Origin of the sequence: Sorangium sp. So ce176, from assembly GCF_051519835.1 — a bacterium.
Taxonomy (GTDB): domain Bacteria; phylum Myxococcota_A; class Polyangia; order Polyangiales; family Polyangiaceae; genus Sorangium; species Sorangium cellulosum_G.
The window spans coordinates 9,960,746-9,979,119 of the sequence record NZ_CP150371.1; the positions used below are offsets into that span (position 1 = coordinate 9,960,746).

General features: G+C 72.7%; 12 protein-coding genes. 3 read left to right on the forward strand and 9 right to left on the reverse strand.

What is annotated here, in order from left to right; translation table 11 throughout:
- Positions 1 to 37 precede the first annotated feature (37 nt).
- The 4 genes from WMF42_RS37760 to WMF42_RS37775 form a co-directional block, all read right to left on the reverse strand.
- The gene (locus tag WMF42_RS37760; RefSeq protein ID WP_437688011.1) at positions 38 to 1,012 is read right to left on the reverse strand and encodes a hypothetical protein; all 975 of its coding nucleotides are present in this window, start codon (positions 1,010 to 1,012) and stop codon (positions 38 to 40) included.
- Between the two features lie 92 nt (positions 1,013 to 1,104).
- Positions 1,105 to 2,538, reverse strand: coding sequence for a serine/threonine-protein kinase (locus tag WMF42_RS37765; RefSeq protein ID WP_437688013.1), 1,434 nt, complete (start codon positions 2,536 to 2,538; stop codon positions 1,105 to 1,107).
- The gene (locus WMF42_RS37770) at positions 2,535 to 3,530 is read right to left on the reverse strand and encodes a serine/threonine-protein kinase (RefSeq protein ID WP_437688015.1); all 996 of its coding nucleotides are present in this window, start codon (positions 3,528 to 3,530) and stop codon (positions 2,535 to 2,537) included. Before WMF42_RS37770 ends, WMF42_RS37765 begins: the two co-directional genes overlap by 4 nt.
- Before the next feature lie 198 nt (positions 3,531 to 3,728).
- Positions 3,729 to 5,414, reverse strand: coding sequence for an extensin family protein (locus tag WMF42_RS37775; RefSeq protein ID WP_437688017.1), 1,686 nt, complete (start codon positions 5,412 to 5,414; stop codon positions 3,729 to 3,731).
- Between the two features lie 210 nt (positions 5,415 to 5,624).
- Here WMF42_RS37775 and mrtC point away from each other — a divergent pair, with 210 nt between their 5' ends.
- Both mrtC and WMF42_RS37785 read left to right on the forward strand, forming a co-directional pair.
- The gene (gene mrtC, locus WMF42_RS37780) at positions 5,625 to 6,437 is read left to right on the forward strand and encodes a myxosortase MrtC (RefSeq protein WP_434043456.1); all 813 of its coding nucleotides are present in this window, start codon (positions 5,625 to 5,627) and stop codon (positions 6,435 to 6,437) included.
- Positions 6,434 to 7,177, forward strand: a complete 744-nt coding sequence (locus WMF42_RS37785) for an HAD family hydrolase (RefSeq protein ID WP_437688019.1) — start codon at positions 6,434 to 6,436, stop codon at positions 7,175 to 7,177. The genes mrtC and WMF42_RS37785 overlap by 4 nt, the downstream gene beginning before the upstream one ends.
- A 40-nt stretch (positions 7,178 to 7,217) precedes the next feature.
- Here WMF42_RS37785 and WMF42_RS37790 read toward each other — a convergent pair whose 3' ends face one another.
- Complete coding sequence (locus tag WMF42_RS37790) at positions 7,218 to 8,393, reverse strand: AI-2E family transporter (protein WP_061612248.1); 1,176 nt, start codon at positions 8,391 to 8,393, stop codon at positions 7,218 to 7,220.
- Between the two features lie 196 nt (positions 8,394 to 8,589).
- Between WMF42_RS37790 and WMF42_RS37795 the strand changes: the two genes are divergently transcribed.
- Positions 8,590 to 9,405 (forward strand): TM2 domain-containing protein, encoded by an 816-nt coding sequence (locus WMF42_RS37795; protein WP_199694251.1) that lies wholly within the window; start codon positions 8,590 to 8,592, stop codon positions 9,403 to 9,405.
- A 265-nt stretch (positions 9,406 to 9,670) separates the two neighbouring features.
- On the opposite strand, the gene WMF42_RS37800 is transcribed toward WMF42_RS37795, so the two are convergent.
- The 4 genes from WMF42_RS37800 to WMF42_RS37815 all read right to left on the reverse strand — a co-directional run bounded on the left by WMF42_RS37800 (position 9,671) and on the right by WMF42_RS37815 (position 18,346).
- The gene (locus WMF42_RS37800) at positions 9,671 to 11,821 is read right to left on the reverse strand and encodes a beta-galactosidase (RefSeq protein ID WP_437688022.1); all 2,151 of its coding nucleotides are present in this window, start codon (positions 11,819 to 11,821) and stop codon (positions 9,671 to 9,673) included.
- A gap of 149 nt (positions 11,822 to 11,970) precedes the next feature.
- Positions 11,971 to 13,494 carry an NADH-quinone oxidoreductase subunit N gene (locus WMF42_RS37805; protein WP_061612245.1) on the reverse strand — a complete coding sequence of 508 codons (1,524 nt, stop codon included), beginning with the start codon at positions 13,492 to 13,494 and terminating at the stop codon, positions 11,971 to 11,973.
- Positions 13,495 to 13,497: 3 nt separating this feature from the next.
- Entirely contained in the window at positions 13,498 to 15,747 is a 2,250-nt protein-coding gene (locus tag WMF42_RS37810; RefSeq protein WP_061612244.1) for a complex I subunit 4 family protein, read from the reverse strand.
- Between the two features lie 7 nt (positions 15,748 to 15,754).
- Positions 15,755 to 18,346 (reverse strand): NADH-quinone oxidoreductase subunit 5 family protein, encoded by a 2,592-nt coding sequence (locus WMF42_RS37815; RefSeq protein WP_437688025.1) that lies wholly within the window; start codon positions 18,344 to 18,346, stop codon positions 15,755 to 15,757.
- Positions 18,347 to 18,374: the final 28 nt, after the last annotated feature.

Below are 18,374 nucleotides of genomic sequence, written 5' to 3' on the forward strand. Positions count from 1 at the left end.
GGAGCGCGGCGGCGGCCCGGAAGCCCGCGGGAAAGGCTCAGCGGCCGGGTGGCGTGGCGAATTGCCCGGGGAACGGGTCGGCCTCGCGGCGGCGCTGGAGCTCGTCGAGCGTCCAGGGCGTCGTGCCGCGCTCGTGGAAGAGGGCCACGCCGATCACGCCGACGTTGCGCGCGTCGCCGTGCTTCTGGTTCGCGTAGGAGCCGCGGACCGAGCCGAAGCGGAACGCCGCGACAGTGTCCATGCTCTGACGGAAGCCGTCGATCTCGAGCTCGCCGTGCGGATCGACCAGGTAACCGCGCTTGCCGAACGCCGCGGGCTCGCCGTCCATGACGTCGAGGCCGTCGACGGAGACGACGCACTCGATGCGGGTCGGCGTGAGGTTGCGCAGGACGATGCTGTAGCGCTGGCCGGCCTCGCCGACGACGTGGCTGGTCTCGCCGGCGACGAAGCCGCTCAGGAAGCCGCCGCTCCCGGCGCGGAGCCCGACCTCGACGGCGCCGCCGGCCAGCGTGAACGCCTGCGGCGACGTGCGGCGGAAGCCGGACGCGCGCGCCATGGCGCGGGCGCCCTCGGCGTCGTTGTAGAACAGGCTCGCGGCCGCGAACGGGCGCTCGGCATCCGCCCGCACGAACGGCGCTGTCGAGATGCGGGAGACGCGCGTCTCGCCCCACTCCGTGCCGAGCCCCGGGCGCTCGATCGGCTCCGGCGCGATCTCGCGGCTCGGCGACCTCCGCGCCGCGCCCTCGCCGCGGCCGGCGCCCTGCGAGGCGGCGGGGCGCTCGAAGTCGGCCGAGGGCGCGGAGGGCAGCGCGTCGCGCGGCGCCGGCGCCGCCGGGGGAGGAGCGCCCTGCTCGAAGGCGGCGCCGTCCGGAAAGCCGCTCGCGCCGGAGGGCGCGACGCCGGGATCGCTCGCGGCCGCGGCGACGCTTCGCCCCGTCGGCGCGGCGTCGGCGGCGCGCGGCGCGGTGCTGCCGCCGCAGGACGCCGTGCTCGCGAGGAGCGATATCGCCAAACAAGCCAGCCCGATTCGTCGCGTCCGGTCCATGGTGCCTCCACTCCGCGGTGCGGTGATGCGGTGTCGACCGGAGAACGGGCTCGACGAGGCTACCTTACAGCCGAGCGCACCTGCGCGGCGGCGCGCGCGGAGGGCGGCGCCGGCGAGGGAGGATCGCTGTCGGGGAGCCAGCGCTGCGCGAGCGCGAGCACGAGCGCGGCGGACGCGATGGCGAGCGCGCAGATCCCGAGCGGGGCGGCGCGCGACGCGGGGCGCGGCGCCGGACGTGCGCGCTGGCGCGAGCGCGCCCGCGGCCGGCGCGCGAGGAGCGCGGCGCCGGCCCTGCCGCCGATCGGCGAGGCGGGCCGCGGGCGGCGCTGCGGCGCGCCGCGCGCGCTCGCGACGGCCGCAGGCGCGTCGGTCGCGGTGGGGGTGAGCTCCCTCGCGACGGACGACGGCGCCGCGCCGGGCTGCGCGCCGTCGTGCAGCCGGCGCACAGCGGCCTCCATGTCGGCGGCCGTCTGGAAGCGGTGCTCCGGAGCCTTCGCGATCGCGCGCAGGATCAGCCGCTCGACAGCGGGGGGGATCGGCTGCGGCGCAAGGCGCGACGGCGGCGGCGGCTCCCGCTCGCAGTGGGCGAAGCGGAGCGCGTCGCGCCGGCCGCGCAGCTCGTCGAACGGGCCCCGCCCGGCGACGAGCTCGTAGAGGACGAGGCCCATCGCGTAGATGTCCGCGCGCGGATCGATCGGCCGCGCGGCGCACTGCTCGGGCGCCATCGTCCTCGGCGTGCCGATGACAGCGTCCGGGTCGGTCAGCGAGGCGCCGGCGTGGAGGAGCTTCGCGACGCCGAAGTCGAGGACCTTGAGCGCGCCGTCGTCGCACAGGAACAGGTTCTCGAGCTTGATGTCGCGGTGGACGATGCCCGCCGAATGCGCGAGCGACAGCGCGGAGAGGGCCTGCAGGACCAGGCCGAGCGCGGTCGGGACCGCAACCACGCCGAGGCGCGCGAGCTCGGTCCTGAGGTCGCGCCCCTCGAGGAGCTCCATGGCGAAGTAGGGGCGGCCGCCGTCGGTCGCGCCGAGGTCGAACACCTCGGGGAGGCTCCGGTGGCGCAGGCGGGCGATCGAGCGCGCCTCGGCGCGCATGCGCGCCGAGAGATCGAGGCGGCCGGCGTGGATCCGGTGCAGCACCTTCACCGCGAACCGCCGGCCGAGCTCGCGGTGCTCGACCTCGTACACCTCGCCCATGCCGCCCTGGCCGAGCAGGCGCACCACTCTGTAGGGCGTGCCCTGGAGCGGCTCGCCCTCGACGAGCGCGCGGAGCTGCCGCGTCTCTGCGGAAGACCCGATCTCGGACGCGCCGAGCTGGCGCGTCCCTGCGCAAGAGCCGATCTCGGACGCGCGGAGCTGAGGCGTCCCTGCGCAGGACCCGCCCTCGACGAGCGCGCCGCGCTGCCGCGCGCGCGGGTGGCTCGGCGCGAGCAAGGCGCCGCGCGCGTACAGCAAGGTGCCCGGCTCGGAGCGCTCCGCCAGCGCGCCGCTCATCGCGCCGCTCCGTGCGCGAGCAGCGGCCGCGCGCTGCGCTCGCCGGTCGGCGGGGCGGCGAGCCCCGCGCCGCCGTCGGCCGGCGTCTCCCTGCCGCCGTTCTCTCCCTGCGCCTCCGCGAGCGCGGCGGCCATCGCGTCGGCGGTCTGCCAGCGGAGCGCCGGGTCCTTCTCGAGGGCGCGCGCGACAGCGTGGTCGAGCGCCGGAGGTACCCAGAGCAGCGAGCGGAGCCGCGGCGCCGGCGTGTGGAGGTGCGCCCGCATCACCGCCATGGAGTCGACGACCGGGAACGGGCCTCGCCCGGTGATCGCCTCGAAGAGCAGGAGCCCCACCGCGTACACGTCGGTGCGCGCGTCGACCTCCTCGCCCCGGATCTGCTCCGGTGAGAGGTAGCGCGGCGTGCCGAGGACGTTCGATCCGGTCGACGGCTCCAGCCCGTCGCAGCTCACCTTCGCGATGCCGAAGTCGATGAGCACGGCGTGGTCGATCTCGAGCGCGCCGGACGCGCACTCCAGATCGTCGGCGCCGTGCTCGCCGCCGGCGCGCGGCTGGACGAGGAAGACGTTCGCCGGCTTGACGTCGCGGTGGACGATGCCGGCCCTGTGCGTCGCCGCGAGCCCGCCGAGCACCTGGATCGCGATGCGCACGGCGGCGGGCGTCGCGAGCGGGCCGCGCGCGTCGAGCCGCTCGCGCAGCGTCTCGCCGAAGAGGCGCGGCATGACGAGGAACGGCCGGCCGTCGCTCGTCACGCCGACCTCCTCGACCTTCACGATGTGCGGGTGGCTCAGCGCCGCGAGGGCGCGCCCCTCCTGGACGAGGCGCGCGCTGACCTCGCTCGAGCCCTCGTGCATGGCGCGGAGCAGCTTGAGCGCCCGGAGCTGTCCGCGGCGCCCCAGCACCTCGAAGACCTCGGAGCACGAGCCCGACCCGATCCTCTGGAGCAGGCGGTATGGAGTCCCCGGGAGCGGCTGTCCGTCGTTCTCTTGCACCATGTCCGTCGACCTCCCTTGCGGGGGCGCGCGGCGGAAAGCCGGCGCCTTCGTTCGGGAAAGGAATCGTCGCTCTCACGGCGAAAGTTGCGCGAACAAACCGCGCGACTCACCAAAAAACGCGCAATCAACGGATGTGCAGTGGAGCCCGCTGCGCGCCGTTTCAGGGCTGTGCAGCGGAATGCGGCGCGCGGCGCGCGCTCAGTGGTAGAGGAACCACCGGACGCCGGCCTTGATCTCCATGTGGTAATGGTCCGCGTGCGCCGCGTTGTAGTTGGGCGTCAGTACGTATGTAAAAATCCCGAGATCGGCCGCCTCGCACACGATGGACCGGAGCTCGCGCGCCTCGGGCAGCTCGGGCTGGGGCGCCCCTGCTCCGCACGTCTTGTCCCCGATGCGGCCGTGGAAATGGCGCGCGACGCTGATCCAGGTGCCGTCGCGCTTCCTGAGCGCGCCGACGTCGATGGCCAGGCCCGCGGGGTGACGCGTGCCAGGCGGAGCCCACGTGCCGCGCGGCTTCTGACCCGCGTCGCTGCGCAGGGCGACGTCGCCGCGACGCCTTGTCGAGGACGCCGTGGCCCGGGCCGAGCCCACGGGCTCGCGGAGCGCTACGCGCCGGGCCCCGGCCTTGCCCGCCGTCTTTGACGGCCCGCTGCGCGCCGCTGTCGCATCCGGCCGATCGGCCGGAGCGCTCGGGGCGGCGCCCCGGGCGGCCTCCGCGGCGAGCTTCGGCTTCGCAACGGCCCCCGCGGCGACCTTGTCCTTCGGAGCTGCCCCGGTGGTGCCCTTCTGCTTCGCGACGGCCCCCGCGGCGCCCTTGTCCTTCGGAGCTGCCCCGGCGGCGCCCTTGTCCTTCGGAGCTGCCCCGGTGGCGCCCTTCTGCTTCGCAACGGCCCCCACGGCGCCTTTGTCCTTCGGAGCTGCCTCGGCGGCGCCCTTGTCCTTCGGAGCTGCCCCGGCGGCGCCCTTCTCCTTCGCAACGGCCTCCGCAGCGCCTCTGTCCTTCGGGCTCGCCTCCGCAGCGCCTTTCTTCGCCACGGTCTTCGCGGCGCCCTTCTCCTTCGGGTGTCGCGGAGGCTCCTCAGGTGCCTTCGTCGCGTCGAGCGCCCCCTTCTCGCCGAGGTCCACGGGCGCAGCCTTCGGCGGTTCCTCGGGCACCTTCGTCGCGTCGAGCGCGCCCTTCTCGCCGAGGTCCACGGGCGCAGCCTTCGGCGGTTCCTCGGGCACCTTCGTCGCGTCGAGCGCGCCCTTCTCGCCGAGGTCCACGGGCGCAGCCTTCGGCGATTCCTTGAGCGCCTTCGACGTCGCGTCGAGCGCGCCCTTCTCGCCGAGGCCCACGGGCCGAGCGGGCTTCGGCGATCCCTTGCGGACGGCGCTGTCCGCGGCCGTCGCCTGCGCGGTCGGGTGCCCGTGATCTCCCCCGTCGCCCGCGCCGTCGCGGCCCGGCATCGGCATGTTGGGGCGGTACATCGTGTAATGAACGACCTCGTCGATATCGTGCCGCGCCAGCAAGGCCGCGAAATCGTCGAGCGCGAGCGCGAGGCGCGCGTCCAGGATCTCGAACACGCTCGTCACGCGCTGCTCGGGCGGGAGCACCGAATGAAAGTGCACGCCGTTCAGCCGGCTGGTGAGCCGGATCGGCGCGCGCACCCCGGGCGCACGGTCGACCTTGATGTAAAGGATCTTCCGGCGATCCAGCTCGGCCATCGCCTCGTCGTCCGTCATGTTGGCGTAGCGGTACGCCGGCGACGCCTCGACGATGCTCGCGTCCGGCGTCATGAGGAACGGCGACGCGGCCGATGCGGGCCCCGGAGAGAGCGACGCGACGGACGCGATCAGCGCGCAGGCCAGCGGCTTCAGCAGACAGCGAAGTCGGGAAAACGGCACAGCGGCCGCACTCTAACGAGACCGGGATGGAAGGCTAGAAAATGGGCGGTGGCTGGACCGGTGAGCAGCGCCCAGCGCGCCCCCGCCCAGCGCTGACCGTCGCGGACCGGCGTGCTCGCGGTTACGCTGAGCGCGCGCGACCGCGACGCCCGCGGCGCCACGATCCCGCGCACGCCCCCGCCCGCGCGCACGCCCCGCGACGAACACGCCTTGCAACCGCCGACGCCCATCGACCCGAGCCGCGACGCGAACCCCCGAGCCGGCGGCGAGGCGCCCAGCGCGCCCGCCGACGTGGACGCCGCGAGCGCGCCCCGCGGCGAGCGCCCGCGACCCCCCGAGCCGACCGCCGCGCGCGCGCTCGTCGCCGCGGCCGCCACGACCGCCGCGGTGACCGCTGTCTCCTACGCGGCGCCGGCGAGCTACGCGGGCACGCTCGTGGGCCTCACGTTCCTCGCGGCGACGTTCTGGCTCGTGCTGCGGTACGACGAGGTGACCATCCGCGATCACGGCCTGTCGCTCGGCGGGATCCTCGAGCCCGTGCCGCTGTCGGCCGAGCGGCTCGCCCGCGCCGCGCTCCGCGCCGTCGCGTGGGCGTCGCTGGCCGCCGCGATCGTGTTCCCGCCGTTCTGGCTCGGCTACCGGCTGTACTGGGCAGCGACCTCGCCGTTCGTGCTGCGCCCGCCCTCCGCCGACGAGATCGCCGCGCAGCTCCTCGTTGTCGCGCTGCCCGAGGAGGCGTTCTTCCGCGGCTACCTCCAGAGCGCCCTCGACCGCGTCTTCCCGCCGCGCGTCCGCGTCCTCGGCGCGAGGCTCGGCCCGGCGTGGCTCATCTCGTCGGCGATCTTCGCGCTCGGACACGTGCTCACGATCCAGCACCCCGCGCGGCTCGCCGTGTTCTTCCCGGCGCTCCTCTTCGGGTGGCTGCGGGCGCGCACCGGCGGCGTCGGGGCGCCGCTCCTGTTCCACGCGGCGTGCAACCTCTTCTCCCTCACCCTCGCCCGCGGTTACGGTCTATCGCCGTGAGCACCTCGTTCGACGACACGGCGCCGCGCACCCCCGGCGCGCCGGCGCGGCACGACGGCGCCGCGCCGCAGGGCGGCCGCGCGGCGCGCCGGCGCGCGGCGCTGTTCGACATGGACCGCACGCTGCTGCGCAAGGAGACGGCGAGCCTCTACGTGAAGTACCAGCGCCAGATCGGCGAGGCGACGACGCGCGATCTGCTGAGGACCCTCTACTGGGTCGGGCAGTACACGCTCGGCGTGCTCGACGCCGTGAAGGTCGCCGAGCGGGCGCTGGTCTCGCTCGAAGGCATGCCCGAGACCGTCATGGCGGCCCGCTGCGACGACTGGTTCCGGCTCCACGTCGAGCCGCACATCGCCGACGGGGGGCGCGAGGCCGTGAGGCGCCACAAGGCAGCAGGAGACCTCTGCGCCATCGTGACCGGCGCGTCGCGCTACGCCTCGCACCCGCTCGCCAGGCGGCTCGGGATCGAGCACCTCGTCTCGAGCGTGCTCGAGATCGACGAGCACGGGCGCTTCACCGGCCGCGCCGAGCAGCCGCTCTGCTTCGGAGAGGGCAAGGTCGCGCGCGCGCGGGCGCTCGCCGACGCGCAGGGGTTCCGGCTGGAGGACGCGACGTTCTACACGGACAGCATCAGCGATCTGCCGCTCCTCGAGCTCGTCGCCGCGCCGGTCGCCGTCAACCCCGATCCCAGGCTGCGCCGCGTCGCCGAGCGGCGCGGATACCGCATCGAGCGCTGGTGAGCGTGCGCCGCGCGCGCCGGGCGTGCCGCGCGCTGCCGCCTCAGAACGACGGCGGTCGCGACGTCGGGGGCGCGCCGGACGTCGGCGGCGGTCGCGACGTCGGCGGCGCGCCGGAGGTCGGCGGCGGTCGCGACGTCGGCCCCAGCGAGGCCGGCGGCGGCTGCGAGGCGTGCAGGCCGAGCGGGAGGCTCGAGCCAGCGATGGAGGACCGCGTGTTGACCGCCCAGAGCACGATCGCGGCGACGACCGGGCCGATGAAGATGCCTGCCGCGCCAAACAGCTCGAGGCCGCCGAAGATGCTGAGCAGGGCGATGAGCGGGTGCATCCCGCCGTGCGAGCTCTGCACCCACGGCCGGATGACGTTGTCCGAGAGCCCGATCAGGCCGGCCGCGACGCACATGCCGATGCCGCCGCCGATGCGACCGACGATGAACAGGTAGACGGCCGCGCCCAGCGTCACCGGCGTGGTCCCGATCATGGGCACGAGCGAGAGCAGCGTGGCCAGCAGGCCGAACAGGAACGCGCCCGGCACCTTGAAGACGAAGAGCGCGACAGTCGTCAGCGTCCCCTGGACGGCGGCGGTCGCGAGCAGGCCGAGCACGGCGCCGTGCACCGTGTCCTGGATCGAGGAGAAGAGGACGTCCGTCTCCTCGTGCCGGAACGGCGACTGCGTGAGCAGCCAGCGCAGCAGCAGGCCGCCGTCGCGGAGCAGGTAGTAGAGCGCCACGGTGAACAGGAAGGCGTCGACGATCGACTGCGGCACCGCGGCGACCATGCCCCCGGCGAAGCCCGCCATCGAGCTGCCCACCCGCTGGAACAGGTTGCTCACGTAGTTGCGGACGTCGTCCCCGGACAGGCCCGCCCTGTTGATCAGCCCCGTGATCCGCCCGTCGTTGAGGATGCCCTGGAAGCGCTCGATGGTGCTGGACCAGTCCCGGGCGAAGAAGCGGCTGATCGAGGCGGAGGCCTCGATGATGATGACCGTGAGCGGGATGCACACGAGGATGACCACGCCGACCGTGGAGATCGCGGGCGCGAACCTGCGGAAGCGGCCGAGTCGAGGCGAGAGGCGGCGCTGGAGAGGGGAGACGAGGAGCGCGACAAGGCCGCCGAGAAGGACCGGGACGAGCAGCCCTTTGACCATCCAGAAGAACAGCGCGACGAGCCCCGCCCGGAGGGCAAACGACAGCCATCGATCGGACTGAGATTCGTTCATTGCCGTGTGCGCTTGCCTGTGCGCCGCCCTCGGCGACCCGTTGCGCGCCCAAGGTAGGGTGGGCGTTCGGCATACACCAGCAATTTCCACGGCGGCGCGAGCGCAGCGCGCAGATTCCGCGATACAGTCAAGCTCGGCCGACGACCGCGAAGGCTCACGACAGCCATCGCCGCCACGTCCGCTGGAGGGAACAAGGATGAGCACGAGCGGTGGTGGGGTTCCGCCCGGAGGCGATGGCTGGGGAAACGGCGGTGGCTGGGGGACGAGCCCGCCAGGCGGGCAGGGCGCGACGCCAGGCGGACAGGGCGTGACCCCTGGCGGCGGTGGCGCGCCCTCCGCAGGGGGATATCCGCCGGCCGGTGGGGGCTACCCGCCGCCGGGCGCTGGCTGGGGAGCGCCGCCCGGCGGGGGCTACCCGCCGCCGGGCGCTGGCTGGGGAGCGCCGCCCGGGGGGCCGGGCGGACCGCCGGGAGGTGGATGGGGACCGCCGCCGGGAGGACCGGGCGCGCCGCCGGGAGGTGGCTGGGGGCCGCCGCCCGCGTACGGCGGCGGACCATCGCACCCCGGCCCGATCCAGGGCACCTCGGACAAGGACCAGGCGACAGCCTTCCTGCTCGCGGCGTTTCTCGGGATCTTCGGCGTCGACCGCTTCTACCTCGGCCAGACCGGGCTCGGGCTCCTGAAGCTGTTCACGTGCGGTGGTCTCGGCTTCTGGACCCTCATCGACATGATCCTGATCGGCACGGGCTCCATGCGAGATGCCCAGGGTCTCGTGCTCAAGCGCGACCCGCCCGTCGGTCACCCGACCAGGAGCCAGTCCACGCTCTTTCTGCTCTCGTATTTCCTGGGCACCCTGGGGGCCGATCGCTTCTACCTCGGCCAGACCGGCCTCGGCATCGCCAAGCTCCTGACGTGCGGTGGACTCGGCATCTGGTCGTTGATCGACACGCTCATGATCGGCATGGGCCGCTTCCGCGACGCGGAGGGCAACTCGCTGCGGTTCGACCGCTGACGAGCCAGCGCGCAGCGGCCCGGACGACACAGCCGAAGACGCCAAGCACGCCTGGAGCCCCTCGGAGATCTCTTCTCGCGCCCTTGGCGTCGAGGCGGCTCAACTCGCCCTCTCATCCGGGACCGCCCTCGATCCTCCAGGCGACGGCCACGATCGCTTCACCGCGGGCCACGGCCAGGAGCTCGCGCCCGGATCGGCGCGCTCGGCGTGTCGCTCGATGTCGAGGGATGCATGGAGCGAACCCCGGCTCGCTCCCCCGCGCTCGTCACTCCAGCGCCAGCATGCGCACGGTGCGGGGCATGAGCCGCACCTCCAGCGCCCCTCGACGCGCCTCGAAGCGCGCGTCGTCCAGCACGTCGCGCGCCCGCGACGCGCGCACGGTGACGCGCGCCACCACGTCCGCGTCCTCCGGGTTCAGCAGGAAGAGCACCCGCGGGGTGCCCGACGCGTCCTCGTGCAGCGTGGCGAACACGGTGCTGGGATCGCACGCGAAGGTCGGCAGGCCGAGCGCGTCGATGGCGCGCGAGACCGCGCTGTCCGCCGCCGCGGGATCGTCCTGGAGCAGCGCCGGCAGGTTCTGGCCGGGGGCGAGGAGCCGCTTCAGGTCGTAAGGCTGCGGGAGCTCGCGGAAGGCGCCGTCGAACGCGGGCTCGCGCGGGCCAAGCGTGATCAGCGTCCCCTGCCCCGCCGCCGCCTCGAGCCGCGCGAACAGCTCGGGGCTCAGGCCGCCCGCGGTGGCGCAGATGATCCAGCGCGCGCCGGCGAGCGAGACGTCGCGATCCTCGCCGCCCACGTGGGCGTAGGGGACGCCGCGCGCGTCGAGCGCCTCCTCGAACGCGCGCACGAACGTGTCGGACTCCACCGCGAGCGGGTAGCCGAGGCCGAGGTCGTCCTCGAGGCACCTGTCGCGCGCGCCGAAGTTCAGGATCGAGAAGAAGGCCCCGGTGAGCGGGCCGAACGCGTGCATCACGCGGCTCAGCCGGCGCTCGGTGCGCGGGGTGACGATGCGCACCGGCGCCGGGCGGCGGAGCGCGTGGAACGCCGTCGCCTCGAGCGCCGCGGAGAGCTTCCGCCAGAACGCGGCGAACGGGCGCGGGCGGCCGTGCGGGTCGATCGGCGCGCCGATCCAGCGATCGCGCTCGACCGCCATGTAGATGTTGTACCCGCGCAGCCCGTAGGCGAGCGCCGCCATCATCACGAAGACGCTGTCGCGCTCCTCGAGCGGCGGGAAGAACGGCGGGAAGCCGGCGCCCATCTCGCACGCGAAGGGCGGCAGCGAGAGCGCCTCGCAGCGCACGGCGAGCTCGCTCGTCCGGCGGGCGATGATCTGGCGGCTGCTCGGGCTCGCGACGCTGTAGTAGTCGAGGCCGACGAGGTCGACGACGCGCGAGATGCGGGCGGCGTTCAGCGGCGTCGCCTCCTGCCCCATCGGGAAGTTGTGCATCGTGGGCAGGCCGTCGACGCCGGCCGCGGCGAGCGCGTTCGCGAAGCGGCCCATGGCGGTCTCGAGCAGGTGCTCGTGGAACTCGCTCCAGTCGAGGTGGCGCGCGAGATCGGCCGGCGCCTCGGCGTCGAAGGCGACCGGCGGCGTGATGGTCGCGAACCGCAGATCGCCCTCGTCGGCGGGCGCGCGCTCGCGGGTGACCGCGCGCAGGAGCGCCGCCGCGGCGTCCTCGGGCGCGCCGCCCTCCGGCGCGGGCTCCGCCCGCCGCGCGTACGCCTGCTGGAGCGCCTCGATCGTGCGGTATTTCTCGCGCAGGAACCCGCGGTAGAGGGAGATCGCGTCCGGGTGGTAGTCCTGGTCGTACGCCCCGTCGCGGAAGTAGAGCGCGCCCTCGTTGTCGATCTGGACGAGCACGATCGGCCCGTCCGGATAGAGGTGCGGCCGGAGCACCGGGCCGAGCGCGTGGAAGTAACGGGCGACCTCGTCGTGGAACGCGTCGCTCGCGTAGCTCGGCACCGGGAACCCGTACGGCAGCATCGGGAGCACGACCGGGTTGTTCCGCGCCGAGCGGGCCTGGCAGCTCGAGTCCCACAGGATGCGCTCGGGGATGCCGAAGCCGGTGAGCTCCGCGTTGATGTGCGGGCCGGGGCGGGCGATGACATAGAAGCCGAGCTCGCGCGCGAGCCGGAGGAAGGCGCCGACGTCGCGGCGCGGGTCGAGCTGGCCGAAATCGAACTGGCCCGGGCCTGTCTCGTGAACGGCCCACGGCACATAGATGTCGATCAGGTGAACGCCGAGCGCGCGCGTCGCCTCGAGGCAGGCGCGCCAGTCCGGCGGGTCGAGCCGCCAGTAATGCAGGCTGCCGGCGTACAGCGGGACCAGCTTTCCGCCGATGTCGAGGCCGCCCGGGACGAGGCGAACCCCCCGCGTGAAGCGTTCCTGTGGAGAGCTCGCGTCCTGCGTCGTGGCCACGCGCGCGCACACTAGCAAGGATCGCCGGGAGATCGATACCGCCGCGTGCGGTCCGGCGAGCGCGCCGGCCGGGGGCGACGGCGGCGCGGCGCGCGGTCGGCGCACGTCCTCCGTGGTGCGCGCGGCCAGCAGCGCATGTCAGCCCGCGGTCAGCGGATCATGGTCAGCGAGCGCGCCACGAAATCGTAAACGGGCCCCCAGTAGACCCCGAGCAGCAGGGTCGGAACCGCGAGCGCGCAGGTCATCGCGCCGAGCAACCGCCGCACGGGCGCAGGCTCCGTGCGCTCGCCCTGCTCGAGGTACATCGCGCGGAGCACGCGCGCGTAATAGAAGAGCGAGATCACGCTGTTCACCACGCCGACGACAGCCATGACCCAGTTCCACGCGCCCCCGGCGGAGATCAGCGCCGAGAAGAGGTAGAACTTGCCGACGAAGCCGACCATCGGGGGCAGGCCGGTGAGCGAGATCAGGAACACGGCCATCGAGGCCGCGACGAGCGGCGCGCGGCGCCCGAGCCCCCGGAAGGCGGAGAGCGTCTCGTCCCCGCCGCTCGTCTCGGCCACGGCCATCACCACCATGAACGCGCCGAGGTTCATGAAGCAGTAGGCGACGACGTAGAACGCGATCGCCGCGAGGCCGGCGTCGCTGAACACGGAGAAGCCGAGCAGCATGTAGCCGGCGTGCGCGATGCTCGAGTAGGCGAGCATGCGCTTCACGTTCTCCTGCCCGAGCGCCGAGAGGTTGCCGATGGTCATTGTCGCCATCGCCAGGCACCCGGCGAGCACCGACCACGGCGTCTCGACGGCGGGCGTCGCGCTCGCGGCGCCGAGCGCGTCCCAGAAGAAGCGGACCAGCACGGCGAAGCCCGCCGCCTTCGGCCCGACCGAGAGGAACGCTGTCACCGGGGTGGGCGCGCCCTCGTACACGTCCGGCGTCCACATGTGGAACGGCGCGGCGCTGATCTTGTAGCCGAAGCCCGCGAGGATGCAGGCCGTGCCGACGAAGACGACCTCGGGCACCCTGCCCTGCTGCGCGGTGAGCTCGGCGATCCGGGCCGCGCACTCGCCGAGGCGCATCGACGCGGTGATGCCGAAGATCCAGCTCATCCCGTAGAGCATGATCCCCGACGCGACGCCGCCGAAGATGACGTATTTGAGCGCCGCCTCGCTCGACTTCGCGTCGTTGATCTTGAAGCCCGCGAGCACGAAGCTGATGACGCTGACGAGCTCGAGCGACAGGTAGATGAGCAGCAGGTGGCGGCTCGCCGCCATGAGGTTCATGCCGAGCGAGAGCGCGAGGATCAGCGCGAAGAACTCGCCCGTCTCGCGGCGGAGCTCGGGCTCGACCCCCGTCTCCTTCGAGGGCGGCACCGAGAAGAGGACGATCGCCGCGGTGACGAACGCGAAGATCACGCGGAACAGGTTCGAGAAGCGGTCGAACGCGAGCAGGCCGTAGAAGAGGTTCTGGGGCCCGGCGTCGCTCGCCAGGAAGTACGCGCCCATCCCGCCCGACCAGCCGAGCGCGGCGAGGCTGATGATCACGAGGCCGCCGAGCTTGAGGCGCGCCGGCGCCGCGAGGTCCCACGCGACGAGCAGCAGGACGGCGGCGATGAGGCCGAGCTCCGGCGCGAAGTACGCGAGGCTCTCCAGGTTGTCGAGGGTGCGGGTTTCCACGGCTTATCTGGCGCTGGCGAGGGCACCCCGGCCCGCCGCGGCGCCCTCCTCCGGGGCCCGCGCGGCGCGGGCCGACGCGGCGCTGTCCACGCCGGGCGCGCCGGCGATCTGGAACTGCCCCGGCCTGTCGACGAGGCGGTGCACCTCGAGGGCGCCGCGGTCGATGAGGCTGAGCAGCGGGCGCGGCCAGAAGCCGAGGACGAGGACCAGCGCCGCGAGCGGCGCGATCGACGCGAGCTCCCGCCCGCTGATCTCGGGGAACTTCCCGCCGAACGGCTCGAGGTACTTGCTCTGCCGCCACGACGCGCGGAACGTGCCGAGAAACATCCGCTGGAACGCCCAGAGGTGGTACGCCGCGGCGACGATCACGCCGACGGCGGCGAGGATCGTGAGGGCGCGGTAGCGCGGGAAGGCGCCGATGAACGTCATCGCCTCGCCCCAGAAGCCCGACAGGCCGGGCAGGCCGAGCGACGCCATGAACGCGAAGCCCACGAGCGCCGTGTAGAGCGGCATCTCCGCGGCGAGGCCGCCGAACTTGTCGATGTCGCGGGTGTGCACGCGGTCGTAGATCACGCCGACCAGGGTGAAGAGCATCCCGGTGATCAGGCCGTGGTTGAACATCTGGACGAGGCAGGCCTGGATGCCCTGCGGCGTCATCGCGCCGAGCGCGAGCAGCGTGAAGCCCATGTGGCTGACGGACGAGTAGGCAACGAGCTTCTTGAGGTCGCTCTGCGCCATGGCGCAGAAGGCGCCGTAGAGGATGTTGACCACCCCGAACGCCGCCATGGCCGGCGCGGCCCACTGCGTCGCCTCGGGCAGCAGGGAGAAGTTGATGCGGAGGATGCCGTAGGTGCCCATCTTGAGGAGCACCCCCGCGAGGATCACGCTGATCGCCGTGGGCGCCTCCACGTGGGCGTCCGGCAGCCACGTGTGGAACGGGAACATCGGGATCTTGATGGCGAACCCGACGAAGAGCCAGATCCAGACCACCTTCACCGCGGCGATGCCGAGGATCTCCAGCCCCTGCGCCGTGAAGGCGACGCGCGAGAGCTCCGGGATCGAGAAGATGCGCTCGGTCGCCTGGCCGTCGACCAGGTAGGTGTGGCCGGCGTTCAGGTAGAACCAGATGAACGCGAGCAGCATGAAGACGCTGCCGGCCAGCGTGTAGAGGAAGAATTTGATCGCCGCGTACTCGCGCCGCGGCCCGCCCCAGATGCCGATGAGGAAGTACATCGGCAGGAGCATCACCTCCCAGAACACGAAGAAGAGGAACAGGTCGAGGGCGATGAAGACGCCGAACATCCCCGTGACGAGGAGGTTGTACATGGCGAAATAGCCCTTGAGCTGATCCTGGACGCTGTAGCTCGCGAGGGCGCCCACGAACGAGATCAGCGCGGTCAGGAGGACCATCGAGATCGACACGCCGTCGACGCCGACGAAATACTCGACGTTCAGCGAGCGGATCCACACGCCGTGCTCGATGAACTGGTAGCCGTCGTTGCCGTCGGCCGCGGTGAAGCCCCGGTCGAACTGGGCGTAGAGCCACCCCGCGAGGACGAGGTTCACGCCCATCAGCACGACGGTCATCAGCCGGAGCTTCCTGTCGTCCCGGAGGCGCAGGACGTGCGCGAGGAAGACCGCGACCACCCCGAGCAGCGGCAGGAACGTCATGATCGAGAGGATGTGGTCGCCGACGAAGCCGAGGCCGCGCCCGCGCTCCGCGTGGATGCCCATCGCCAGGGTCCGCGCTGGCTCCACCACGCCGGCCGCGCCGGCCGCGACAGCGTCCGACTCGACGACGACGTGCCCGTAGAGCTCGCGCGCGCGCGCGCCCGCGGTCTTCCACCGGACGAGGACCTTCCGGCTCGCGCCCGGCGCGAGGGTCGCCGCGGCGCCGCCGCCCTCGAGCTCCGCGCTGACGCCCGGCGGGACGCGCGGATCCTCGGGCGACGTGCGCACGATCACCCGCGTCACCCTCAGGGGGCCGTCGCCGCGGTTCTCGATCGTGAACGAGCCAGCGAAGTCCGGCCCGCTCGCGGCGAGCTCGACCGGAGCGCCGGTCGCCTCCGCGCGCAGCGCGATCTGGCCGCGCGGCTCGGTCGCCCCCGGCGCCTGCGCCCGCGCGGGCAGCGCCGCCCCGAGCACGACGGAGAGCGCGGCCAGGAGGGAGATCAGGAGCTTCATCGTGGTGGCTCTGCCCGAGCTCGCGAGGGCGAATCCGCGAGACATGTTGACGAAGGAGAGGTTCGACATCCGCCGTTCACCGCAGGAAATAATGAACGATGCTGAACAAGGCGACGCCGCCCAGGAGAAAGTAGATGTAGCTCTGGATGCGCCCTGTCTGCAGGGAGCGGAGCTTCTCTCCCGCGCTCAGCGTGCCCTCGGCGACGACGTTCACGACGCCGTCGACGAGGTGCCGATCGATGGCGCCGGTGACCCAGGCCGCGGCCCGGGCCAGGACCGCGACGGCGTTGACGAGGCCGTCGACGATCCACCGATCCATCTCGGCGAAGAAGAGGCGCAGCGAGAGGAAGGCGCGCACCACTGTCGCGCCGTAGATCTCGTCGACGTAGTACTTGTTCGAGAGGAGCTGGAAGCCCGGCAGCCGCCGCTCCTCGGACTCCCAGCGCGGGGAGCGCCGCGCGCCGTAACGCGCGCGGGCGAGCGAGAAGGCGCCGATCGCGCCGCCGACGGAGATCGCCATCAGCGCGAGCTCCAGCCCCAGCCCGTGGCGCTGGAACGAGACGCCCGCGTGGGCGAACACCGGATGGAGCCACTCTTCCAGCAGGGGCTCGCCGTGGCCGCCGATGAAGTGGCTCGAGAAGCCGAACACCACGCCGGCGAGCGCCGACAGGAGCGCCAGGACCGCGAGCACCCCGGTGATCGCCGCCGGCGACTCGTGGACCTTCGTCTTGATCTCCTTGCGGGCGTGCGGCCCCTCGAAGGTCAGGTAGTAGCTCCGCCACATGTAGAACGAGGTGCCGAGCGCCGCCGCCAGGCCCATCCCGTAGAGCAGCAGCCCCGGGATCGGACCTGTATTCTCGGTGCCGAACGCCTTCCAGAGGATCTCGTCCTTGGACCAGAACCCGGCGAGGAACGGGATGGGCGCGGCGGTGATGGCGATACACGCCACCTGGTAAGTCCGCGCCGTGCGCGGCATGACGCGGCGCAGACCGCCCATGTTGCGCATGTCCTGCGCCGCGGCCTCGTCGTGCTCCACGGCGTGCATCCCGTGGATCACCGAGCCCGAGCCGAGGAAGAGGCACGCCTTGAAGAAGGCGTGCGTCATCAGGTGGAACACGGCGGCCCAGTACGCCCCGACGCCGACCCCGATGAACATGAAGCCGAGCTGGCTCACCGTGCTGTAGGCGAGCACCTTCTTGATGTCGTACTGGAAGAAGCCGATCGTGGCCGCGAAGAGCGCTGTCGAGGCACCGACGAGCGCGACGATCCCGCTGGCCACCGGGCTCAGCGCGTAGACGAAGTTGAGGCGCGCGATCAGGTAGACGCCGGCCGTGACCATGGTGGCGGCGTGGATCAGCGCGGAGACGGGGGTCGGGCCGGCCATCGCGTCGGGCAGCCAGACATGGAGGGGGATCTGGGCGCTCTTGCCCGCCGCGCCGACGAACAGGAAGAGGCAGGCCAGCGTGACCAGCGCGACGCCGCCCCACACCGTCTTCGACTGGAGGGCATCCTTGAGGAAGGCCTTGCCGCTCGCGTCCTTGATCACGAGCTGATCGTGGATCTCGCGGAAGGTGACCGTCGAGCCCACGGTCGCCACCACGACCTCCTTGCCCGGCTCGACGCGCATCCGATCGATCGCGGCGATCTCGAGGCCGTCGCCCCCGATCACGGCGCCGTCGCCCGGCACGATCACCACCGAGTGCACCCCGGCGTCGATCTCCTTGCGGATGAAGGGGGAGACGCCGAACGGCGGCGGGTTCGAGGCGAGCTGCGCCGCGTTCGCGATACCGAGGTACACGCGCGCGCCGGGGTGACCGGTGAAGGTGAGAGAGCCCTTCGCGCCCGCGAGCCGCTGTGTCCGGCGCTCCCCCGCCTTGCCCCCGGCCGCGTCGCGCGTCCCGGCGGAGGCGCCTTGCTCGCCGTGCGCCTCCCCGGACACCGCGATGAAGCGCGCGCGGTAGTCGGAGAGGTACCGGCCGTCGTCGAGCCACCTCGCGCCGAGGCCCCAGAAGAGGAGCGCGAGGCCGCACACGAAGCCCCAGTCGCCGACCCGGTTCACGACGAAGGCCTTCATGCCGGCAGAGGCCTTCTTGTAGTCGCCGTACCAGAACCCGATGAGCAGGTAGCTGCAGAGGCCGACGCCCTCCCAGCCGAAGAACATCACGATGAAGTTGTCCCCGAGGACGAGGAGCAACATCGAGAAGACGAAGAGGTTCAGGTACGTGAAGAATCGCCAGTACGCCGGCTCCGCTTCCATGTACGCCGCGGCGTAGACATGGATGAGCGCGCCGACGCCGGTGATGATCAGCGTCATCACGCCGCTCAGCGGGTCCATCAGGAACGCGAAGTTCGCGTCGAGCGACCCGATGCGGACCATCTTCCAGGCGAAGCTGTAGAGAGCGCGCTCGCCCGGCGCGAGCCCGGCGAGCTGGACGAAGTTCGCGAGCCCGAGCGCGAAGGCGCCCAGCATGGCGCCCACGGCGACGAGCGTGACGCCGAGGCTCCCGATGTGGAGCCGCTTCGACAGGTCGCGCCCGAACGCGCTCCGCTGCAGCGCCCGGCCGAACAGCGCGTTCACCGCCGCGCCGAGCAGGGGCAGGAGCGGGATCCACCAGAGCGGCGTCAGCGACGCGTGGACGTGCGTGACCTGGCCGGAGTAGTCGGGCATCGTAGGGTCAGCCGGTGGAAACGTGGGC

What these genes read in the sequence shown, in the direction of transcription:
- WMF42_RS37795 (WP_199694251.1), top strand. Translation starts at nt 8,590, where the DNA reads ATGAGCACGAGCGGTGGTGGGGTTCCGCCCGGAGGCGATGGCTGGGGA.
- WMF42_RS37770 (WP_437688015.1), bottom strand. Translation starts at nt 3,530, where the DNA reads ATGGTGCAAGAGAACGACGGACAGCCGCTCCCGGGGACTCCATACCGC.
- WMF42_RS37810 (WP_061612244.1), bottom strand. Translation starts at nt 15,747, where the DNA reads ATGTCGAACCTCTCCTTCGTCAACATGTCTCGCGGATTCGCCCTCGCG.
- WMF42_RS37790 (WP_061612248.1), bottom strand. Translation starts at nt 8,393, where the DNA reads ATGAACGAATCTCAGTCCGATCGATGGCTGTCGTTTGCCCTCCGGGCG.
- WMF42_RS37765 (WP_437688013.1), bottom strand. Translation starts at nt 2,538, where the DNA reads ATGAGCGGCGCGCTGGCGGAGCGCTCCGAGCCGGGCACCTTGCTGTAC.
- WMF42_RS37815 (WP_437688025.1), bottom strand. Translation starts at nt 18,346, where the DNA reads ATGCCCGACTACTCCGGCCAGGTCACGCACGTCCACGCGTCGCTGACG.